Annotated in this window: 16 protein-coding genes and 1 pseudogene; 10 read left to right on the top strand and 7 right to left on the bottom strand. The window is 43.8% G+C overall.

Annotated features, from left to right (window positions below):
- Nucleotides 1–164 precede the first annotated feature (164 nt).
- The gene (recQ, locus tag SNE25_RS02900; protein ID WP_321563588.1) at nucleotides 165–2,321 is read left to right on the top strand and encodes a DNA helicase RecQ; all 2,157 of its coding nucleotides are present in this window, start codon (nucleotides 165–167) and stop codon (nucleotides 2,319–2,321) included.
- A 159-nt stretch (nucleotides 2,322–2,480) separates the two neighbouring features.
- On the top strand, nucleotides 2,481–3,812 hold the full coding sequence (locus tag SNE25_RS02895; protein ID WP_321563587.1) for a UDP-N-acetylmuramoyl-tripeptide--D-alanyl-D-alanine ligase: 1,332 nt from the start codon (nucleotides 2,481–2,483) through the stop codon (nucleotides 3,810–3,812).
- A 28-nt stretch (nucleotides 3,813–3,840) separates the two neighbouring features.
- Here SNE25_RS02895 and SNE25_RS02890 read toward each other — a convergent pair whose 3' ends face one another.
- Nucleotides 3,841–4,581 carry an SDR family NAD(P)-dependent oxidoreductase gene (locus SNE25_RS02890; protein WP_321563586.1) on the bottom strand — a complete coding sequence of 247 codons (741 nt, stop codon included), beginning with the start codon at nucleotides 4,579–4,581 and terminating at the stop codon, nucleotides 3,841–3,843.
- A 92-nt stretch (nucleotides 4,582–4,673) separates the two neighbouring features.
- Here SNE25_RS02890 and SNE25_RS02885 point away from each other — a divergent pair, with 92 nt between their 5' ends.
- Nucleotides 4,674–5,081 carry a winged helix-turn-helix transcriptional regulator gene (locus SNE25_RS02885; protein WP_321563585.1) on the top strand — a complete coding sequence of 136 codons (408 nt, stop codon included), beginning with the start codon at nucleotides 4,674–4,676 and terminating at the stop codon, nucleotides 5,079–5,081.
- Here the strand turns inward: SNE25_RS02885 and SNE25_RS02880 are convergent.
- Nucleotides 5,070–6,209, bottom strand: coding sequence for an NAD(P)/FAD-dependent oxidoreductase (locus SNE25_RS02880; RefSeq protein WP_321563584.1), 1,140 nt, complete (start codon nucleotides 6,207–6,209; stop codon nucleotides 5,070–5,072). The genes SNE25_RS02885 and SNE25_RS02880 overlap by 12 nt on opposite strands.
- A 135-nt stretch (nucleotides 6,210–6,344) precedes the next feature.
- Between SNE25_RS02880 and SNE25_RS02875 the strand changes: the two genes are divergently transcribed.
- Together SNE25_RS02875 and SNE25_RS02870 are read left to right on the top strand one after the other, a co-directional pair.
- Nucleotides 6,345–7,073: a zinc metallopeptidase gene (locus SNE25_RS02875; RefSeq protein WP_321563583.1), complete on the top strand. Its 729-nt coding sequence runs from the start codon at nucleotides 6,345–6,347 to the stop codon at nucleotides 7,071–7,073.
- 216 nt (nucleotides 7,074–7,289) lie between these two features.
- The gene (locus SNE25_RS02870) at nucleotides 7,290–8,324 is read left to right on the top strand and encodes a YXWGXW repeat-containing protein (protein ID WP_321563582.1); all 1,035 of its coding nucleotides are present in this window, start codon (nucleotides 7,290–7,292) and stop codon (nucleotides 8,322–8,324) included.
- A 104-nt stretch (nucleotides 8,325–8,428) separates the two neighbouring features.
- Here SNE25_RS02870 and apaG read toward each other — a convergent pair whose 3' ends face one another.
- Both apaG and dusB read right to left on the bottom strand, forming a co-directional pair.
- Nucleotides 8,429–8,815: a Co2+/Mg2+ efflux protein ApaG gene (apaG, locus tag SNE25_RS02865; RefSeq protein ID WP_290326484.1), complete on the bottom strand. Its 387-nt coding sequence runs from the start codon at nucleotides 8,813–8,815 to the stop codon at nucleotides 8,429–8,431.
- A 47-nt stretch (nucleotides 8,816–8,862) separates the two neighbouring features.
- Nucleotides 8,863–9,855, bottom strand: a complete 993-nt coding sequence (gene dusB / locus SNE25_RS02860; protein WP_321563581.1) for a tRNA dihydrouridine synthase DusB — start codon at nucleotides 9,853–9,855, stop codon at nucleotides 8,863–8,865.
- Nucleotides 9,856–9,894: 39 nt separating this feature from the next.
- Between dusB and SNE25_RS02855 the strand changes: the two genes are divergently transcribed.
- The 4 genes and pseudogenes from SNE25_RS02855 to SNE25_RS02840 all read left to right on the top strand — a co-directional run.
- A complete protein-coding gene (locus SNE25_RS02855) occupies nucleotides 9,895–10,839 on the top strand; it encodes a CPBP family intramembrane glutamic endopeptidase (protein WP_321563580.1) in 945 nt (314 codons plus the stop codon).
- Complete coding sequence (locus SNE25_RS02850) at nucleotides 10,839–11,051, top strand: putative signal transducing protein (RefSeq protein ID WP_321563579.1); 213 nt, start codon at nucleotides 10,839–10,841, stop codon at nucleotides 11,049–11,051. Before SNE25_RS02855 ends, SNE25_RS02850 begins: the two co-directional genes overlap by 1 nt.
- Complete coding sequence (locus SNE25_RS02845; RefSeq protein WP_321563578.1) at nucleotides 11,048–11,854, top strand: phosphatidate cytidylyltransferase; 807 nt, start codon at nucleotides 11,048–11,050, stop codon at nucleotides 11,852–11,854. Before SNE25_RS02850 ends, SNE25_RS02845 begins: the two co-directional genes overlap by 4 nt.
- A gap of 133 nt (nucleotides 11,855–11,987) precedes the next feature.
- Nucleotides 11,988–12,641, top strand: a pseudogene (locus SNE25_RS02840) (phosphatidylserine decarboxylase family protein); the annotation flags it as partial.
- A gap of 1,083 nt (nucleotides 12,642–13,724) precedes the next feature.
- Here SNE25_RS02840 and rplS read toward each other — a convergent pair.
- Nucleotides 13,725–14,072, bottom strand: coding sequence for a 50S ribosomal protein L19 (rplS, locus tag SNE25_RS02835; protein ID WP_321563577.1), 348 nt, complete (start codon nucleotides 14,070–14,072; stop codon nucleotides 13,725–13,727).
- A 287-nt stretch (nucleotides 14,073–14,359) separates the two neighbouring features.
- Here rplS and SNE25_RS02830 point away from each other — a divergent pair, with 287 nt between their 5' ends.
- A complete protein-coding gene (locus SNE25_RS02830; protein WP_321563576.1) occupies nucleotides 14,360–15,139 on the top strand; it encodes a MerR family transcriptional regulator in 780 nt (259 codons plus the stop codon).
- Between the two features lie 50 nt (nucleotides 15,140–15,189).
- Here the strand turns inward: SNE25_RS02830 and trmD are convergent, their stop codons facing one another.
- Together trmD and SNE25_RS02820 are read right to left on the bottom strand one after the other, a co-directional pair.
- Nucleotides 15,190–15,864 (bottom strand): tRNA (guanosine(37)-N1)-methyltransferase TrmD, encoded by a 675-nt coding sequence (trmD, locus tag SNE25_RS02825; RefSeq protein WP_321563575.1) that lies wholly within the window; start codon nucleotides 15,862–15,864, stop codon nucleotides 15,190–15,192.
- A gap of 149 nt (nucleotides 15,865–16,013) precedes the next feature.
- Nucleotides 16,014–16,385: a VOC family protein gene (locus SNE25_RS02820; RefSeq protein WP_321563574.1), complete on the bottom strand. Its 372-nt coding sequence runs from the start codon at nucleotides 16,383–16,385 to the stop codon at nucleotides 16,014–16,016.
- Nucleotides 16,386–16,408 lie beyond the last annotated feature (23 nt).

Here is a 16,408-nt window from a genome sequence, read left to right as displayed (position 1 = left end):
GAGTATAGAGATATACTAATATGCGGAATTTAATACAGATGTACCAAATGATCATATTATATAAGCTCCTTAAAATCACATGTTAATTTTGAAAATCACGTATCCGAAATGTGCACATCAAATAATATCTGCACATTTGCATATCTGAAATCCGCACATCTAAAATGACTCCATTACAAGCCCTGCAAAAATATTTTGGTTACAACACGTTCAGACACCAGCAGGAAGCTATTATTCAGCATATTTTAAATAAGCAGGACGTAATGGCCCTGATGCCCACAGGCGGCGGTAAATCATTATGTTACCAGTTGCCTGCCGTATTGCTCAACGGACTTACCATTGTAATATCACCACTGATTGCGTTAATGAAAGACCAGGTTGACAGTCTGAATGTGAGCGGCATACCTGCAGCTTTTCTTAATTCGGCCCAAACACCAGATGAACAGCGTCTGCTGGTTGAAAAACTCCGGAATAACCAGGTTAAACTGTTATACCTTGCGCCCGAACGTTTGTTTGGCAATGAGAATAAACTGGTACCATTTTTAAAAACACTCAATGTGGTGCAGATAGCCATTGACGAGGCACATTGTATCTCCCAATGGGGGCACGATTTCAGGCCCGAATACCTGATGCTGGCCCAGCTAAAAAATGAGTTCCCGAATGTACCTGTTATCGCGCTTACCGCCACCGCCGATAAGCTCACCCAAAAAGATATACTCGAAAAATTAAACCTGCACAAGCCTGCCGTGTTTGTGTCGTCGTTTAACCGTGCAAATATTACTTACACAGTTGTTCCCAAAAAAAACAGCTTTAAACAACTCATTGCCTTTTTAAATGAACGCAGGGAAGAATCGGGCATTATATATTGCCTTTCCCGCAAATCAACAGAAGACCTGGCCCTTGATCTTAAAAATGCAGGTTTCGCGGCCGAAGCATATCACGCTGGCTTAAACAACGAAACAAAAGCCAAAAATCAGGAAGCTTTTTTGCGCGATGATGTAAAGATCATTGTGGCTACCATTGCCTTTGGTATGGGTATCAACAAATCAAACGTGCGCTATGTGGTACATATAGACCTGCCCAAAAACATTGAGGGCTATTACCAGGAAACGGGCAGAGCCGGCAGGGATGGTTTGGCGTCGGAAGCCCTGCTCCTCTACTCTCCCGGCGACGCCGGTAAGCTGCAGCACTTTGCCCGTATTGAAGGAAACGAGGAGCAAAGTCGGATCATGCTCAACAAACTGAACGATATGGTGCGGTATTGTCAGCTGCAAACCTGCCGCAGGCAATATCTCATGAATTATTTTGATGAGGCTTTTCCGCCAAACTGCGGCTCCTGCGATGTTTGCCTAACCGAGTTTAAACGTTTTGATGGGACACTCATTGCCCAAAAGGCATTATCGGCTGTATCCCGGTTAAACGAACGGTTTGGGGTTAATTATGTAATTGATTTTTTACGGGGATCAAAAAACGAAAAGATCCGCGAAGAACATAAACAGCTTAAAACTTATGGCATAGGCGCCGATATCAGCAAAGCCGACTGGCAGCGTTACATCCGCGAACTGATCACAATGGAATACCTTCAGGTGACCGGTGATGGGTACCCGGTTTTAAAATTGACAGATCAAAGCGCTTTAGTGCTCAAAGGCATACAAAAGGTAGAATTTATTGAAACCCAGGTAACCGAAGAACACCACACCGAGGCTGTGCCACTACATGAGGCCGAATTATTAAGTCGCCTTAAAAATGCTCGTCGGGACATTGCCGAGGGGGAAAATGTGCCTGCTTATATTATTGTATCAGATGCCACGTTGCTTGAAATGGCCACCTACCTGCCACAGAGTTTGGATGAACTGAGACTTATCTCCGGTTTTGGCGATGTTAAGCTGGCCCGTTATGGCCGCGAACTGCTGCAACCGGTTAAGGATTATTGCAAGGAAAAGAGCCTGGAATCAAAAATTGCTTATAAATCAGCAAAAAGGGAACGTAAACCCAAAACTGAGCGAACCAGATCACCGCGTAGTGGCACCGATACCCGTTCAGAAACTTTTAATTTATACCGTCAGGGTAAAAATGTTATGGAAATAGCTGCCGAACGGGGACTGTCACAGGTAACCATTGAAGGGCATTTGAGCCATTTTGTACAAACCGGAGATCTGGATGTAAACGAACTGGTGTCCGAAGCTAAATTACATGTAATTTTGGAGGCCTTAGAAAGTTACGGAGCGGAACGCCTTGCGCCGCTAAAAGAAGTTTTAGGCGATGCCTATACCTACGGCGAAATTAAAGCCGTAATAAGCTGGATGAACAAAAACCAATAGCGGTATCAAGTAGTTAGTATCAGGTATTAAGACAGAAAATGTATAATTTTAGATCGGTATTCGTTTAGTGGGCGTTCCATCTTTTTATATTTTTACAAAAACTAACGTCATATTATCAAAAATCTTGATACTTGATAATAATTACTTGATACTATTCGCATGATCACTACCAAACAACTTTATAACCTTTATCTGCAATATCCTGTTATCAGTACCGACACCCGCAAAATTGCACCGAGAAGCCTGTTTTTTGCACTTAAAGGCGATAAATTTGACGCCAATACTTTTGCAAAACAAGCTATAGAAGCCGGTGCTGCATATGCTGTGATTGATAATGGAGCGTATCAATTAGGCGATCGGTATCTATTGGTTGAGGACGTGCTGACTACCCTTCAGGATCTGGCACGGCACCATCGCAGGCAGTTAACTATCCCGGTTATCGGACTTACCGGTACCAATGGCAAAACCACTACTAAAGAGCTCATAAACGCAGTGCTCTCACAGCATTTTAAAACACAGGCAACGCAGGGAAACCTGAACAACCATATTGGCGTACCGCTTACTATATTAACCATTGATACTACGCATGAAGCCGCTGTAATTGAAATGGGCGCTAATCACCAAAAAGAAATTGAACTGCTTTGCAGTATCTCACAACCATCGCACGGACTAATTACCAACGTAGGTAAAGCGCACCTGGAAGGCTTTGGCGGTATCGAAGGCGTAAAAAAGGGTAAAGGTGAACTGTATGATTATTTAGCTTCGCATTCTGCCGAAAATAAGATTGCCTTTGTAAATAGCGATGATGCCGTATTAATGGAAATGGCCAATGCAAGGGATTTGCAAACAGTGATCTATTACGGCAATAATAAAACCAACAGCCTTATTAGCGGTATAATTGTTGAAAATGCGCCACTACTTACAGTACAATGGACCAACAATAAAACCGAAGAAAACTATACTGTAAAAACACAACTTACCGGCGCTTATAACCTGAGCAATATATTGGTCGCTATCTGCATAGGCACTTACCTTAATTTAACCGCCGCTGAAATCAATGCCGGTATTGAGAACTACCAGCCCAAAAACAACCGTTCGCAAATTGTTCAAACAGCAACCAATACGCTCATTTGCGATTATTACAATGCCAATCCCAGCAGCATGTTTGTAGCCATCGAAAACATTGGTAAAATAGACGCCAAACGCAGGGTGCTTATTTTGGGTGACATGTTTGAAATGGGCCAGGAATCAGCTGCCGAGCATGCCGCAGTTATCCGTAAAGCCATGGATACTCCTGTAGATGAACGGATATTTATAGGAAAAGACTTCACTGCAGCGGCTGAAAAGACCGGGGACGAAAAAACTAACCGTTTTTATCTGACAGCGGAAGACGCTATTGCCGACTTAAAGGCAAATCCTATAAAAAACTCCACCATTCTGATCAAAGGTTCGCGCGGAATGGCTTTGGAACGGCTGGTAGAGTTATTTTAAATAACAACGATGTAAAATCAGCTGGTAATTAGCAGTTGGTTCCACCATCAATAGTAATGATGGAGCCTGTGGTATAGCTCGCTGCCGGATTGGCGAGGAAGGCTACCATATTTGCAATTTGCTCAGGATGACCATATTTTGGTATGGCCATCAGGCCCCTGGCATAGTCTGCGTGTCCACCATTTTCGGGGTTCATATCTGTATTAACAGGTCCGGGTTGTACCAGGTTTACAGTGATTCCCTTCGGGCCCAGATCTCTCGCCAAACCTTTGGTGAGCCCAATTAATGCCGATTTGCTCATGGCATATAAAGTTCCCTGGGCAAAGGCCACTCTGTCGGCCATATTGCTGCCAATGGTTATGATCCTGCCGTTGTTAGCCATGTTTTGTGCGGCAAACAAAACGCCTTCAACCACTGCGCTCACATTAACATTCATCAGCAACCGGTAATCATCCATGGTATGCTCTTCAATAGGCTTACCCAAATAAACTCCCGCGTTGTTAACCAGAATATCCAGCCTGCCAAATTTTTCAAGTGTTTGTGCCAGGGCCGATGTTATTTCGCCTTCAATAGCATTATTTGCCTTAATTGCGTTAATGCTCAAATTTTCTCCGTTCAGCTCCTCAACTAAGGCACCTGCCTTTTCTTTACCGTTTACATAAGTAAAGGTTACTTCTGCCCCTTCGCGGGCCAGTTGTTTCACTATTGCGGCGCCCATGCCCCGGCTTCCTCCGGTAACAAAGGCTATTTTATTTTTTAATGGTTGCATATCAGTTGTTTTAATACTATTGCAAAGTTAAGGCTGAGCTCCTACATTTGCATATACTAATAAATTTGTATAGTACTAACATAAATGTAAGTATGAGAAAAGAAAGCTCAACAAATCTGGAAAATGAACTGCTGATCAAAGCCAGCTGCGGCACATTTTACACCCTCAGCGTTATAGGAAGTCGCTGGAAACCATTGATATTGTGGCGATTATTATTAAAGGGTTGTTTGCGTTATAGCCAGCTCAAAAACTCTATGCCGAATGTTTCTGAACGGATATTAATACTTCAACTGCGTGAGTTGGAGCAGGATAAGCTCATTAGCAGAAAAGTTTACCCTGAAGTTCCGCCTAAGGTTGAATACAGTTTAACAGCGTTGGGACTAAGCCTGGAGCCTATATTAAGATCTTTGTCTGAATGGGGCGATGCCAATAGACCGAACAGAACAACAGAATCCGCTGATCAAATTGGTGAACCGAATGAAAAGGAATTAAGTTTGTAGGGCCAGATCGGCCACTTCTTCCCCAACCAAACTGCCCATAGCCACCCCCATGCCATTGCAACGTACAGCGCAAAATATATCGGGCCTAACCTGTTTTATTATAGGTGTAATTTCTTCACCAAAACCCATGATGCCGCTCCACCAGTAATCAATTTCGGTTTGCTGACGGGGCAAGATCACTTCCTTCAGGTAGGTAATCAGCTTTTCTTTCACCGTATCGGTATGCCCAAACTCCCAGGTTTCTTCGGTTTTGTAATCTAAATTACGACCTCCGCCAAACAGTATGCGGCCATCAATATTCCTGAAATAGTAATAACCCTCATTAAAATGATAGGTGCCCTTTAGCTTTAACCCCGGAACAGGCTTGGTAACCAGCACCTGTCCCCTTCCCGGAATCACCTTCAGCTCGGGGTATAGCTGATTTGCAAAGGCATTGGTAGCTAATATCACTTTACCAGCTTTAAAATTCCCCTGTGATGTGATGAGGTTGATATGATTATCTTCCCGTGTTATTTCTGTTATGTCGCAACCGTTTAACACCAGCACATCTAAATTATACACTTTATTTAATAGAGTGCGCATCATTCTACCGGTATTTAGCTGACCTTCATAAGGGTTGTATATAATATGATTCACTTTATTGAAGCCAAAATCTGCTATTTTAGCATTAGCCACTGCATAAATGTCAGGTTTACCAATGGCCTGCTTTAACAATTTATTAAGATGAGCTATCTGGTCAATACAATTTCTGGCATTCTCTGTTTCATGTTCCATAAACAGCTCATGACCACCATATTGATGATAATCTATATTCCCGTCGCCCAGGTTTTCGCGCAGGCGCCGCAGTCCGCGCCATTTGTAAGCAACCAGGCGCATAGCTTCTTCTTCAGACGATTGATTTATTGTGTTAATTTGCTCAGATACAGTACCAAAACAGGCAAAACCCGCGTTCTTAGTACTGGCGCCTGATGGTAAAAAGCCGCGCTCCAAAACTGTAACTTTTAAGTTGGGCTGTTGTTTTTTTAAATGCAGGGCGGCGCTCAGGCCTACCAGGCCACTGCCGATAATAACCACATCGGCATGGTCTATAAAAGCGGTGCGCTCCCAGTATGAAAATGAAGGTTCCATTTAAAATCAAAAGTAAAAAGTTAACGGTCAAAACTGTTTATTTTAACATATATTTTGGCTTTTTAAAGTAATTCGGAATACTTTTTGAACAGTTTTTTTCACAATACACAACATTTTAACATTTCACTTACTACAATGAATCACTTATTATTAATTACGGGATACATCGGTTACAATTCGGCTTGGTTCCTGATGATTGCGGTCGCCCTGGTGAGTTTTATAGTGCAGTGGCGATTCAGAAGTAAATTTAAACAATACTCAGAGGTTGCATTATTGTCTGGCCTTTCGGGTCAGGAAGTAGCAGTAAAAATGCTGCGCGCCCATGGCATATTTGATGTTCAGGTAGTATCTATCGAAGGTCAGCTTACCGACCATTACAACCCCGAAACCAAAACAGTTAATTTAAGCCCCGATGTTTATCATAGCCGCAGTATAGCCGCGGCCGCTGTTGCCGCGCACGAGTGCGGACACGCCGTTCAACATGCGCAGGCTTATGGCTGGCTAACATTCCGGTCGACTATGGTGCCTATTATCAATGTAGCTTCGACCCTAACCCAGTGGACTTTATTTATTGGTATTATGCTGTTGTTCTTCGCTAATAACCCTTATGTACTGGCTATTGGCGTAGCAGCGCTTGCACTGGTAACTTTCTTTAGCTTTATCACATTGCCGGTTGAATTTGATGCCAGCCGCAGGGCATTGGCCTGGCTCAATAACAATTACAGCATTATGCAAACCACCGAAGAACACGAACAAGCTAAAGACGCCCTGTGGTGGGCCGCCATGACCTATGTTGTTGCCGCCTTAAGCGCGCTGGCAACGCTGGTTTATTACGCCTCGTTCCTGTTTAATAGACGAAATTAGCCCCCCAGCCCCCTAAAGGGGGAGTCTTTTACACGCTGATAAAAGCCCGGATAGTCATTATCCGGGCTTTTATTTTTGATTACAACCTCGCTGTATAAACCTGCATATCAGGCTATTATTTTCATGAAGCTTTCATGAAGCGCAATTGCAGATACCCCAAATCTTAATGTAATATTCATGTTACGGGCATAGGTTTGGTGTAAAAATTTATCTGATATGAAAAAAACAGCGAAAATGCTGATGGTGCTTTTGATAGCATCCCTGGCAGTATCTACAACCTATGCGCAGGTGAGTATAGGTATATCAATAAGAACCGCCCCTCCGGTTTTACCTACTTATACGCAACCCCCATGCCCGGTTGACGGCTACTTATGGACTCCCGGTTACTGGGCATATAACCAGGATGGCGGCTATTACTGGGTACCCGGTGTTTGGGTAGCACCACCCAGACCAGGCTATTTATGGACTCCCGGTTACTGGGGTTACGACGGCGCCTTGTATGTTTATCATGAGGGCTATTGGGGCAGGCATATCGGCTTTTATGGTGGTGTAAATTATGGTTACGGCTACGGAGGCTCTGGTTATGTTGGCGGCAGATGGTCGGGCAACTCTTTCCATTATAATACAGCGGTGGTAAATGTTAACAAAACCGTTGTGCACAACACCTACATCAATAAAACGGTTGTTAACAATGTAACTGTAAATAATCATACCAGCTTTAACGGCCCGGGTGGTGTAAGCGCCCAGCCACGGCCCGAAGAACGCGCCGCCGAAAAGGAGCAGCATGTTCAGCCAACTGGTGAGCAAGTTAGCCATCGTCAGGTTGCGGGGAAAGACCGCAGCCAGTTTGCCAGCGTTAATAACGGAAAACCCGCAACAGCCGCGATGAACAAGGTTAACGGCAAACATTTTACCTCCGAAGGACACCCTGCAAGGGTTTCTGCGACTGACAAATCGGGCGACAATGCCCGCGGGAACCATTCAGATAACAACGCCGAAGCCGGAAGCAAACACAATAAGTCTGATAACAGCAGTCAACCCGCTATTGCAAATAATGCAGGTGAAAAACCGCATCATCATGCTAATCCGGGTGGTACTCCTGCCAATAAACCTACAGAAGAAAACAGGCCACAACCTGCACAGAACCATCATCATACTCCTAACTCGCAGGCTGCTCATGAGCACCATACGTCACAGCCAAAGCCACATCAGGAAACAAGGCCTCATGAGGAACACGAAAAGCACCGGTAAATAACTTTTCCCCAAATCGAATACCATATATACACGAAAGCCCGAATGAATTATCATCCGGGCTTTTTATATTTTCACCAATTCCCCATTCAGGGGTTGTGGGCTTAATTCATTCTGTATGGGGCGATCAGGTAAAATTCGGGGATCTGTACATTGAAAGAGGCATTGTCTAACAGACGGGTCATCTGGTACTCGCCTTTCATGCTGCCCATATCTGTTTTCAGGTTACAGCCAGATACATATTCATGTGCATGACCGGGTTCAATAACCGGCTGCTGACCCACTACACCTTCCCCTTCCACTTCGCGCTTGGCACCATTTGAATCAAAAATATACCAATGCCTGCTAATGAGCTGTATGGCATAATTACTCATATTTTCGATATTCACCTTATAGGCAAACATGAAGTGATCATTAGCCGGATTTGAATATTCCGGCTGATAAATGGTTTCTATGGAAACCTTAACGCCCTCAGTTATAGTGGTAACCATGTGAATTGTGTCTGTTAAATTTCAAATATAAAGCATCTGAACAAATATTACGCCATTTCAATAGCATATTTTTCGTCAATTTCTGCTAAAATTTCGTATACTTCCTGTAGAGTACCGGCGGTTACCAGCCTCATACGGTATTCTTTAAAGTGATCAACGCCTTTAAAGTAGTTGGAGTAATGCCTGCGCATTTCAAATATCCCGGTTTTTGGCCCTTTCCACTCTACCGATTTTTGCAAATGGGTTGAGCATGCGGCTATACGCTCGGTAATGGTTGGTTTGTCGAGATATTCACCAGTGTTAAAGAAATGCTTTATCTCACGGAATATCCACGGATAGCCAATAGCCGCACGGCCTATCATCATACCATCAACACCAAATTCCATGCGCCAGTTAGCTGCCTTTTCGGGCGAATCAATATCTCCGTTGCCAAAAATAGGTATCTGGATGCGGGGGTTCTTTTTAATATCACGTATCAGCGACCAGTCGGCTACGCCTTTATACATTTGCGCGCGGGTGCGGCCATGTATGGTGAGGGCTTTTATCCCTACATCCTGCAGGCGTTCGGCAACTTCGTAAACATTTTTGGTATTATCGTCCCAGCCCAGGCGTGTTTTTACGGTTACAGGCAAATGGGTAGCGTTCACAACGGCTTTGGTCATGGCCACCATCTTGTCAATATCCTGTAATAAACTGGCGCCGGCACCGCGGCACGCCACCTGCTTTACAGGGCAGCCATAATTAATATCCATCAGATCGGGCCCAGCCAATGAGGCAATCTCGGTGGCTTCGCGCATGTGGTCAATATCGCTGCCAAATATCTGGATACCTATAGGGCGCTCATATTCAAATATGTCCAGTTTCTGACGGCTTTTGGCGGCATCACGTATCAATCCTTCGGATGAAATGAACTCTGTATACATCATATCCGCGCCGTTTTGTTTGCACACGTAACGGAAGGGCGGATCGCTCACATCTTCCATCGGCGCCAGCAACAGCGGGAACTCACCTAAATCAATATTTCCTATTTGTACAGACATCCTTATCTTTAGCGTGCAAAAATACGAATTTTACATCAAATGATACAAGAACCCATTGAGCAGTACAAGGCACAGCCAACGCAAACTCATCCATCAATACAAATCATCATTTTAGTAGCCGGTACAATTTTCGCGCTCATTGTGTTTGGCTTGCTGGCTGCAGGTATAATATGGGCAATATATGGCACTCAAACCGTTACGGATGTAATGAGCTTTAACACCGCCAATAAAAACACCCTATCCGGACTTTGGATATTACAAATTGTAAGCACCACTCTTCCGTTATTTGTAGTACCAGTATTGTTTGCCCGGTTTATTGTACATGATACCCCCAAATACTTAAAAACAAACTTTCAGTTCCCGTCAATTTTGTTACTGCTGGTATTTGCCATTATGCTGTTTTCGTCGCCGGTGATGGAGGTACTGACCAATATTAATCAGAAACTAACCTTGCCCGATTCGTTAAAAGCAGTGGAAGATGCCATGCGCGCCATGGAACAGCAAGCGCAGAAAGCCACTACCGTGATGCTTACCATGAACTCAGTAGGATCCATGCTTTGGGCCGTTTTTGTGGTTGGCCTGTTAACGGCTATCGCCGAAGAATTTTTATTCAGGGGATGTTTACAAACCATATTTATTAAATGGACAAAAAACACCCATGCTGCCATCTGGATCACGGCTATTTTGTTCAGCACTTTCCACATGGAGTTTTTCTCATTTTTACCGCGTGTAGCATTGGGTGTGTTCTTTGGGTATTTTGTGGCCTGGAGTGGCAGTGTTTGGACAGGCGTTTGGGCACATTTTTTAAACAATGGTTCGGCCGTGGTTATCACCTACCTGTACCAGCATAAAAGCATCAGCCTGAACCCTGATGACCAGCATGTATTTAATTATAGCAGCTATGCTTTTAGCCTGATAATTATTTTAATTTTGCTTTATATATACAGGAATATTGCGCTCAGGAAGCCCATGTTTAATTATTAATGGAAAAAGGCTGGATCAAAATTTTCACATCATCCAATTTTTATCAATCAGAAATTGTTAAGCAGGTGCTTACCCGGCACCACATTGATACCGTATTGTTAAACAAGCAAGATTCATCGCACAAGGCCTTTGGCGATATTGAAGTTTATATTCACCAGGAGGATTTTAGCAAGGCCATTGAGATCATGATCCTCAATCAAATTAATTTATGAAAGTACGCGCCATTACCGGCTTCTTTTTTGTTATAGTAATGCTGGGTTCTGTTTTACTGGGCCCTTATGTATTTAGTGTATTTTATCTCATTTTAACTTCGTTTTGCCTGTTTGAGTTTTACAAGTTGGTGCGCGAGGGCGGTTTTAAACCCAGCCGCGAAAGCGGGCTGATCAACGGCTTTTTGATATTTCTTTTTTTTGCAGCGCAGTGTTATTTCCCGGCCTGGAAATTCATTTTCTTTTTACCGGTATGCTTAAGCGCGGTTTATATACAGGAGCTCTATAAAAAAACACCGGCGCCATTCAGCAATTTGGGTTTTACATTTTTGGGGATACTTTTGGCGGTAGTGCCATTTTTGTTTTTCCATGCAATGGCCTTTATGAACGGCAGCGAAAATTTTAACTCTCATATTCCGCTGGGCTTTTTGGTGATGCTTTGGAGTAACGATACAGGCGCTTACCTTGCCGGTCGCGCATTTGGCCGCACTAAGCTATTTGAACGCCACTCACCTAAAAAAACATGGGAGGGCTTTTTTGGCGGCGTTATCATCAGTGCCGTGGCCGGGTTAATATTCAGTCATTATTATACCGAACTTACCTGGCAGCAATGGGTTACCGTAGCTGTTTTAATATCATGTTTCGGCACCCTGGGTGATCTGGTGGAATCGATGTTTAAACGCAGCATTAACGTGAAGGACAGCGGTGGCATACTGCCGGGCCATGGAGGCCTGCTCGATAGGTTCGACGGACTTTTATTAGCCGCTCCTATTGTTTATGCTTACCTGTACTTCATTTCAAATTAGTAGTTTTGTAATAATTAGTATCAAGTAGTTAGTATCAGGTATAAAGACGGCTTTACCAAACAACAAAAAGAAATCCTGATACCTGATACTAAATACCTTATACCAAAATAGTAATAAACCAATCATCTATAATATGACTTTTCATAAAGAAGGATACACCTCACTGGCATTAACAGTACTGTTCATTTTCGTAATAAACGCGTTAGTACAGTTTTATATGCCCGAAGCGCATACTTTAAAATGGATCATCTACATTTTGTCGGCACTGTTCTTTTTAGTGATCGTGCAGTTTTTTCGCAGTCCTTTCTTTGACATCAGCGCAGATGAAACAACCGTGCTTTGCCCGGCAGATGGTAAAGTGGTAGTGATTGAGGAAACCGAAGAAACCGAGTTTTTGAAAGACAAACGCATCCAGTTGTCGGTTTTCATGTCGCCGGTAAACGTGCATGTGAACCGCAACCCAGTATCGGGCGTGGTGAGCTACTTTAAGTACCATAAGGGCAAATACCTGGTAGCCTGGCACCCCAAATCATCAACCGAGAACGAGCGTACCACCATTTGTGTGCAAAACAGCGAAGGGGTATCGGTACTGTTCAGGCAAATTGCGGGTGCACTGGCGCGCCGTATTGTGTGGTATGTAAAAGAGGGTGATATAGTGGAGCAGGGCCAGCAGTTTGGTTTTATCAAATTTGGCTCAAGGGTCGATGTATTTTTACCGTTAGGTTCAAAAGTGTTGGTAAACATAGGCGACGTGGTGAAAGGCGGCCGTACGATTCTTGCCGAATTACCCAGCGCGCTAACCAGTGTTACCGAAGCAGAGCCTGCTGCTAAATCAGTACCTATAGAAACACTCAGCGCCGCTACTGAAGCTCCGGTTGCCGATGCCGAGCCAACCGTAATAGAAAACGCCGAGAACCAGGAAGACCTCCCCCTGGTGATTGACCATCCGGAGGCAGAAGCTGCGGATGAAGCGCCCGAAAAACCAGCAAAGAAAGCTTCGCCCGCTAAAAAACCGGCTGCTGCTAAAGCTCCAAAGGATAAGGATAAAAAGGAAGAATAGTTTAAGCTACATAAAACGCAAAAAGCCGGTTTTTGAACCGGCTTTTTTGTGTTTATCTCCCTCCCATGTCATTGCGAGGTACGAAGCAATCTCATAGGGCATAAACCGAGATTGCCGCGCTATCGCTCGCAATGACATGGTTACTTTTGTTATCCTGAACGAAGGATCATCTCCCGCAAGCATATTGAAGAAGATTCTTCACTGCGTTGCATGACAATTGGTTTGTATATCAGTTTCAGGATAATAAGGCCCCCCGTATTGTTCGCGATTGCTTCGTACCAATGGCATGGGGAGATGAATCTTCTCCTTGGTCAGCAGATAAGCTTCGGGTAAAAGCAGGCAGAACCTGTTGGCTGGTGCGACTGCAGGGGCATAGCAAGTTTTTGCTGAAGTGGGGCGTGTGTGAACGAAGTGGGGCAAAATAATTGCAGCCGTGGTTCTGACTGATTGCAGGGCAAGGGCCTTGTGCGCAAAGAAGCATTTCTGCTGACTTGATCTTTGGTTACTTTGTATCATGACAAAGCAACAGCCTTCAGCGGCAATTGAGCGATCTGCGACAGGCACTATCCGCCCTGTACAGTATAGAGATTATTAATGTGTTTATTATTTTTTAGTATTAATGAGCTCACTTCGTTCGGTTGTCTGCGTTTTACGCATGACAAGTTAAAGCGTATTGCAGAATAGATGCTCACTGCGTCAGCAAGACAAGACAAAAATTAAATTTTTGCCATAAAAAAGGCCTTCCCGGAAAAAATCCAGAAAGGCCTTTTTAATATCAAATATACATCCGCTATAAACGGATGCGGGAAATTAAACTCTTTTTGATTTGATACGAGCTGCTTTACCAGTAAGGGCACGCAGGTAGTATAATTTAGAACGACGCACTTTACCGTGGCTGTTCACTTCAATTTTATCAATGTTTGGAGAGTTAATAGGGAAGATACGCTCAACACCTATTCCGTTTGAAACTTTACGAACAGTAAAAGTTTCAGAATTACCAGCACTGTTACGTTGAATAACAACACCTTGGTAAACCTGAACACGTTCTTTATTTCCTTCTCTGATTTTATAATGCACACTTACAGTATCGCCAGCCTTGAAGGAAGGAAACTGCTTTTTTTCTACTGATTGCTCTTCAACAAATTTTACTAAATCCATGATTTTTAGCTCTTAAAGCGATTTTTAGCCCGTAAAAATCGGATTGCAATTATAGGGAATTTTTTTAATAAATAAAAACGTATTTTAAAAATTTCCACATTTTATATTTTACTAACAAAACGCGGATAGAGATAAGCCCATTTTAACAAGCCGCGGGGCTATTTCTCACTATTACAGGAGTTTCAAAGCTAATAAAAAAAGTATCCACGCAATTTTAAAAAATTTGAAAAAAGTTCTTGACTCTTACCTTGCGTCATACCATAGCTTTGTAATTAAACAAATGGTTTATGCAAACTACATCCCATTATTCTGTTAAACAAATTGCCCGGCTGGCCGGGATTAGCGTGCGAACATTGCACCTGTACGATAAAATGGGTTTATTAAAACCCGCCACACGTACCCGTGCCGGTTACCGGCAATATGGCCCGGACGAATTATTAAGGCTACAGCAGATATTGTTTTACCGTGAGCTCGATTTTCCGCTGAAGGAGATTGCTGATATTTTAAACGATCCGCATTTTGATATTGCAAAAGCCCTTGCTGGTCACCAAACCGCCTTGCTGGCCCGGAGAGATCGGTTAAACACACTGTTAAAAACCATAAACAAAACCATGAATAATCTAAAAAACAAAACCATGAATAATCTGGAAGAACTATATGAGGGCCTGCCCAAGGAACAAGCCGTGGCCTGGCGCAAAGAAGCTGTGGACAAATGGGGCGAGGACACCGTACTGCGATCAGAAAATGCTTTGCTCGAAATGGACAAGCTTGACCTGAGCCAGCTAAAAGCCGACCAAAAGGATATTGCCGAAAAGCTTAAGACTTTGGCAAATAAAGCGCCCGAAAGCGATGAGGTACAGGAGCAAATTGCACGGCACTATGCCAATATCCGGAGCTTTTGGGGTGTATCTGACCCTACCGACCTTAAGGCCGAAACCTACAAAGGTCTTGCTGAATTATATATTGCCGATGAGCGTTATACTACCGTTGACGGAAAAACCGATCCGGAATTTGCATCATTTATGCACAAGGGGATGATATATTTTGCAGATAATAAGCTGAAATAAAAGAACCTTCGTCATTGCTTCGTACCTCGCAATGACGTTATTTGAAAACATTATTCCAGCAGATCCGGGCGGCGAGTTTTGGTGCGTTCAAGGGCCTGTTCAAAGCGCCATTTTTCAATTTCGGGGGTGTTTCCGCTCAGCAGTATATCGGGAACTTTATGGCCGTTCCAGTCGGCTGGCCGGGTATATACGGGTGCGTCGAGCATATCATCCTGGAACGAATCGCTCAAAGCCGATGTTTCATCGCTCAGCACACCGGGGATCAGCCTTACAACCGCATCTACCAGAACAGCCGCCGGTAATTCGCCTCCTGAGAGTACGTAATCTCCTATGGAGATTTCGCGGGTTACATAAATATCGCGGATGCGCTGGTCAATCCCCTTATAGTGTCCGCATAAAATGATGATATTACCCTTAATGGACAACTGGTTGGCAATGGCCTGATTTAAGCGCTCGCCATCGGGCGACATAAAAATGATTTCGTCGTATTCTCTTTCGGCCTTTAGCTTTTCAATACAGGCCGCAAAGGGAGGTATAGTCATGACCATGCCGCTGCCGCCGCCGTACGGATAATCATCTACACTTTTTTGCTTGTTGGTAGCGTAATCGCGCAGGTTATGTACATGAATTTCGGAGATGCCTTTTTTTTGCGCACGCTGTAAAATAGAATGTGCAAAGGGACTCACCAGCAGATCGGGCAAAACGGATATGATATCAAAACGCATGTGCAAATATGCGGATTATTGGTTGATGTGCGGATATGAAATCAGATGTGCAAATATTAAACGAGAAAAGTCATAGTGAACCTGTTTCGGCATCTCATTATGTAAGTTATCATTTGCACATCTGAAATCTGTACATCCGCATATCCAATCTACCCCCCGTGCTGATATATCCCCCACAAATTTCCGGCGGGGTCGGTGAAATGGGCGGTTATTTCGGGTTCACCTTTTATGATGGGTTTAACGATGCCGCCCCCATTGACTTTTATGAGTTCGATAGTTGCTTCGGCGTTATCAACCATAATGGATATGATAAAACCAGCCTCAGCCATGGGTTTACGACCGCTTACCCACATGCCGCTTACCTCTCCAACACCATCATCAAAAGAAGTATTCCCGGCATTATCAGCTCGGACGCGCCAGTTAAAAACGCTTTGAAAAAACACGGCGGATGCTGCAATATCACTTGCGGGCACTTCTATATAGCATATTTTGCCATTTCCATAGGTAGGTCTGTCTGCCATAGTAAGGAGTTAAAATGAATGTT

Source organism: Mucilaginibacter sabulilitoris (assembly GCF_034262375.1).
GTDB lineage: Bacteria > Bacteroidota > Bacteroidia > Sphingobacteriales > Sphingobacteriaceae > Mucilaginibacter > Mucilaginibacter sabulilitoris.
Note: the sequence above shows the minus strand (reverse complement) of the source record. Positions and strands in the feature narration are given on the sequence as shown.

What these genes read in the sequence shown, in the direction of transcription:
- recQ (WP_321563588.1), top strand. Translation starts at nt 165, where the DNA reads ATGACTCCATTACAAGCCCTGCAAAAATATTTTGGTTACAACACGTTC.
- SNE25_RS02895 (WP_321563587.1), top strand. Translation starts at nt 2,481, where the DNA reads ATGATCACTACCAAACAACTTTATAACCTTTATCTGCAATATCCTGTT.
- SNE25_RS02890 (WP_321563586.1), bottom strand. Translation starts at nt 4,581, where the DNA reads ATGCAACCATTAAAAAATAAAATAGCCTTTGTTACCGGAGGAAGCCGG.
- SNE25_RS02885 (WP_321563585.1), top strand. Translation starts at nt 4,674, where the DNA reads ATGAGAAAAGAAAGCTCAACAAATCTGGAAAATGAACTGCTGATCAAA.
- SNE25_RS02880 (WP_321563584.1), bottom strand. Translation starts at nt 6,209, where the DNA reads ATGGAACCTTCATTTTCATACTGGGAGCGCACCGCTTTTATAGACCAT.
- SNE25_RS02875 (WP_321563583.1), top strand. Translation starts at nt 6,345, where the DNA reads ATGAATCACTTATTATTAATTACGGGATACATCGGTTACAATTCGGCT.
- SNE25_RS02870 (WP_321563582.1), top strand. Translation starts at nt 7,290, where the DNA reads ATGAAAAAAACAGCGAAAATGCTGATGGTGCTTTTGATAGCATCCCTG.
- apaG (WP_290326484.1), bottom strand. Translation starts at nt 8,815, where the DNA reads ATGGTTACCACTATAACTGAGGGCGTTAAGGTTTCCATAGAAACCATT.
- dusB (WP_321563581.1), bottom strand. Translation starts at nt 9,855, where the DNA reads ATGTCTGTACAAATAGGAAATATTGATTTAGGTGAGTTCCCGCTGTTG.
- SNE25_RS02855 (WP_321563580.1), top strand. Translation starts at nt 9,895, where the DNA reads ATGATACAAGAACCCATTGAGCAGTACAAGGCACAGCCAACGCAAACT.
- SNE25_RS02850 (WP_321563579.1), top strand. Translation starts at nt 10,839, where the DNA reads ATGGAAAAAGGCTGGATCAAAATTTTCACATCATCCAATTTTTATCAA.
- SNE25_RS02845 (WP_321563578.1), top strand. Translation starts at nt 11,048, where the DNA reads ATGAAAGTACGCGCCATTACCGGCTTCTTTTTTGTTATAGTAATGCTG.
- rplS (WP_321563577.1), bottom strand. Translation starts at nt 14,072, where the DNA reads ATGGATTTAGTAAAATTTGTTGAAGAGCAATCAGTAGAAAAAAAGCAG.
- SNE25_RS02830 (WP_321563576.1), top strand. Translation starts at nt 14,360, where the DNA reads ATGCAAACTACATCCCATTATTCTGTTAAACAAATTGCCCGGCTGGCC.
- trmD (WP_321563575.1), bottom strand. Translation starts at nt 15,864, where the DNA reads ATGCGTTTTGATATCATATCCGTTTTGCCCGATCTGCTGGTGAGTCCC.
- SNE25_RS02820 (WP_321563574.1), bottom strand. Translation starts at nt 16,385, where the DNA reads ATGGCAGACAGACCTACCTATGGAAATGGCAAAATATGCTATATAGAA.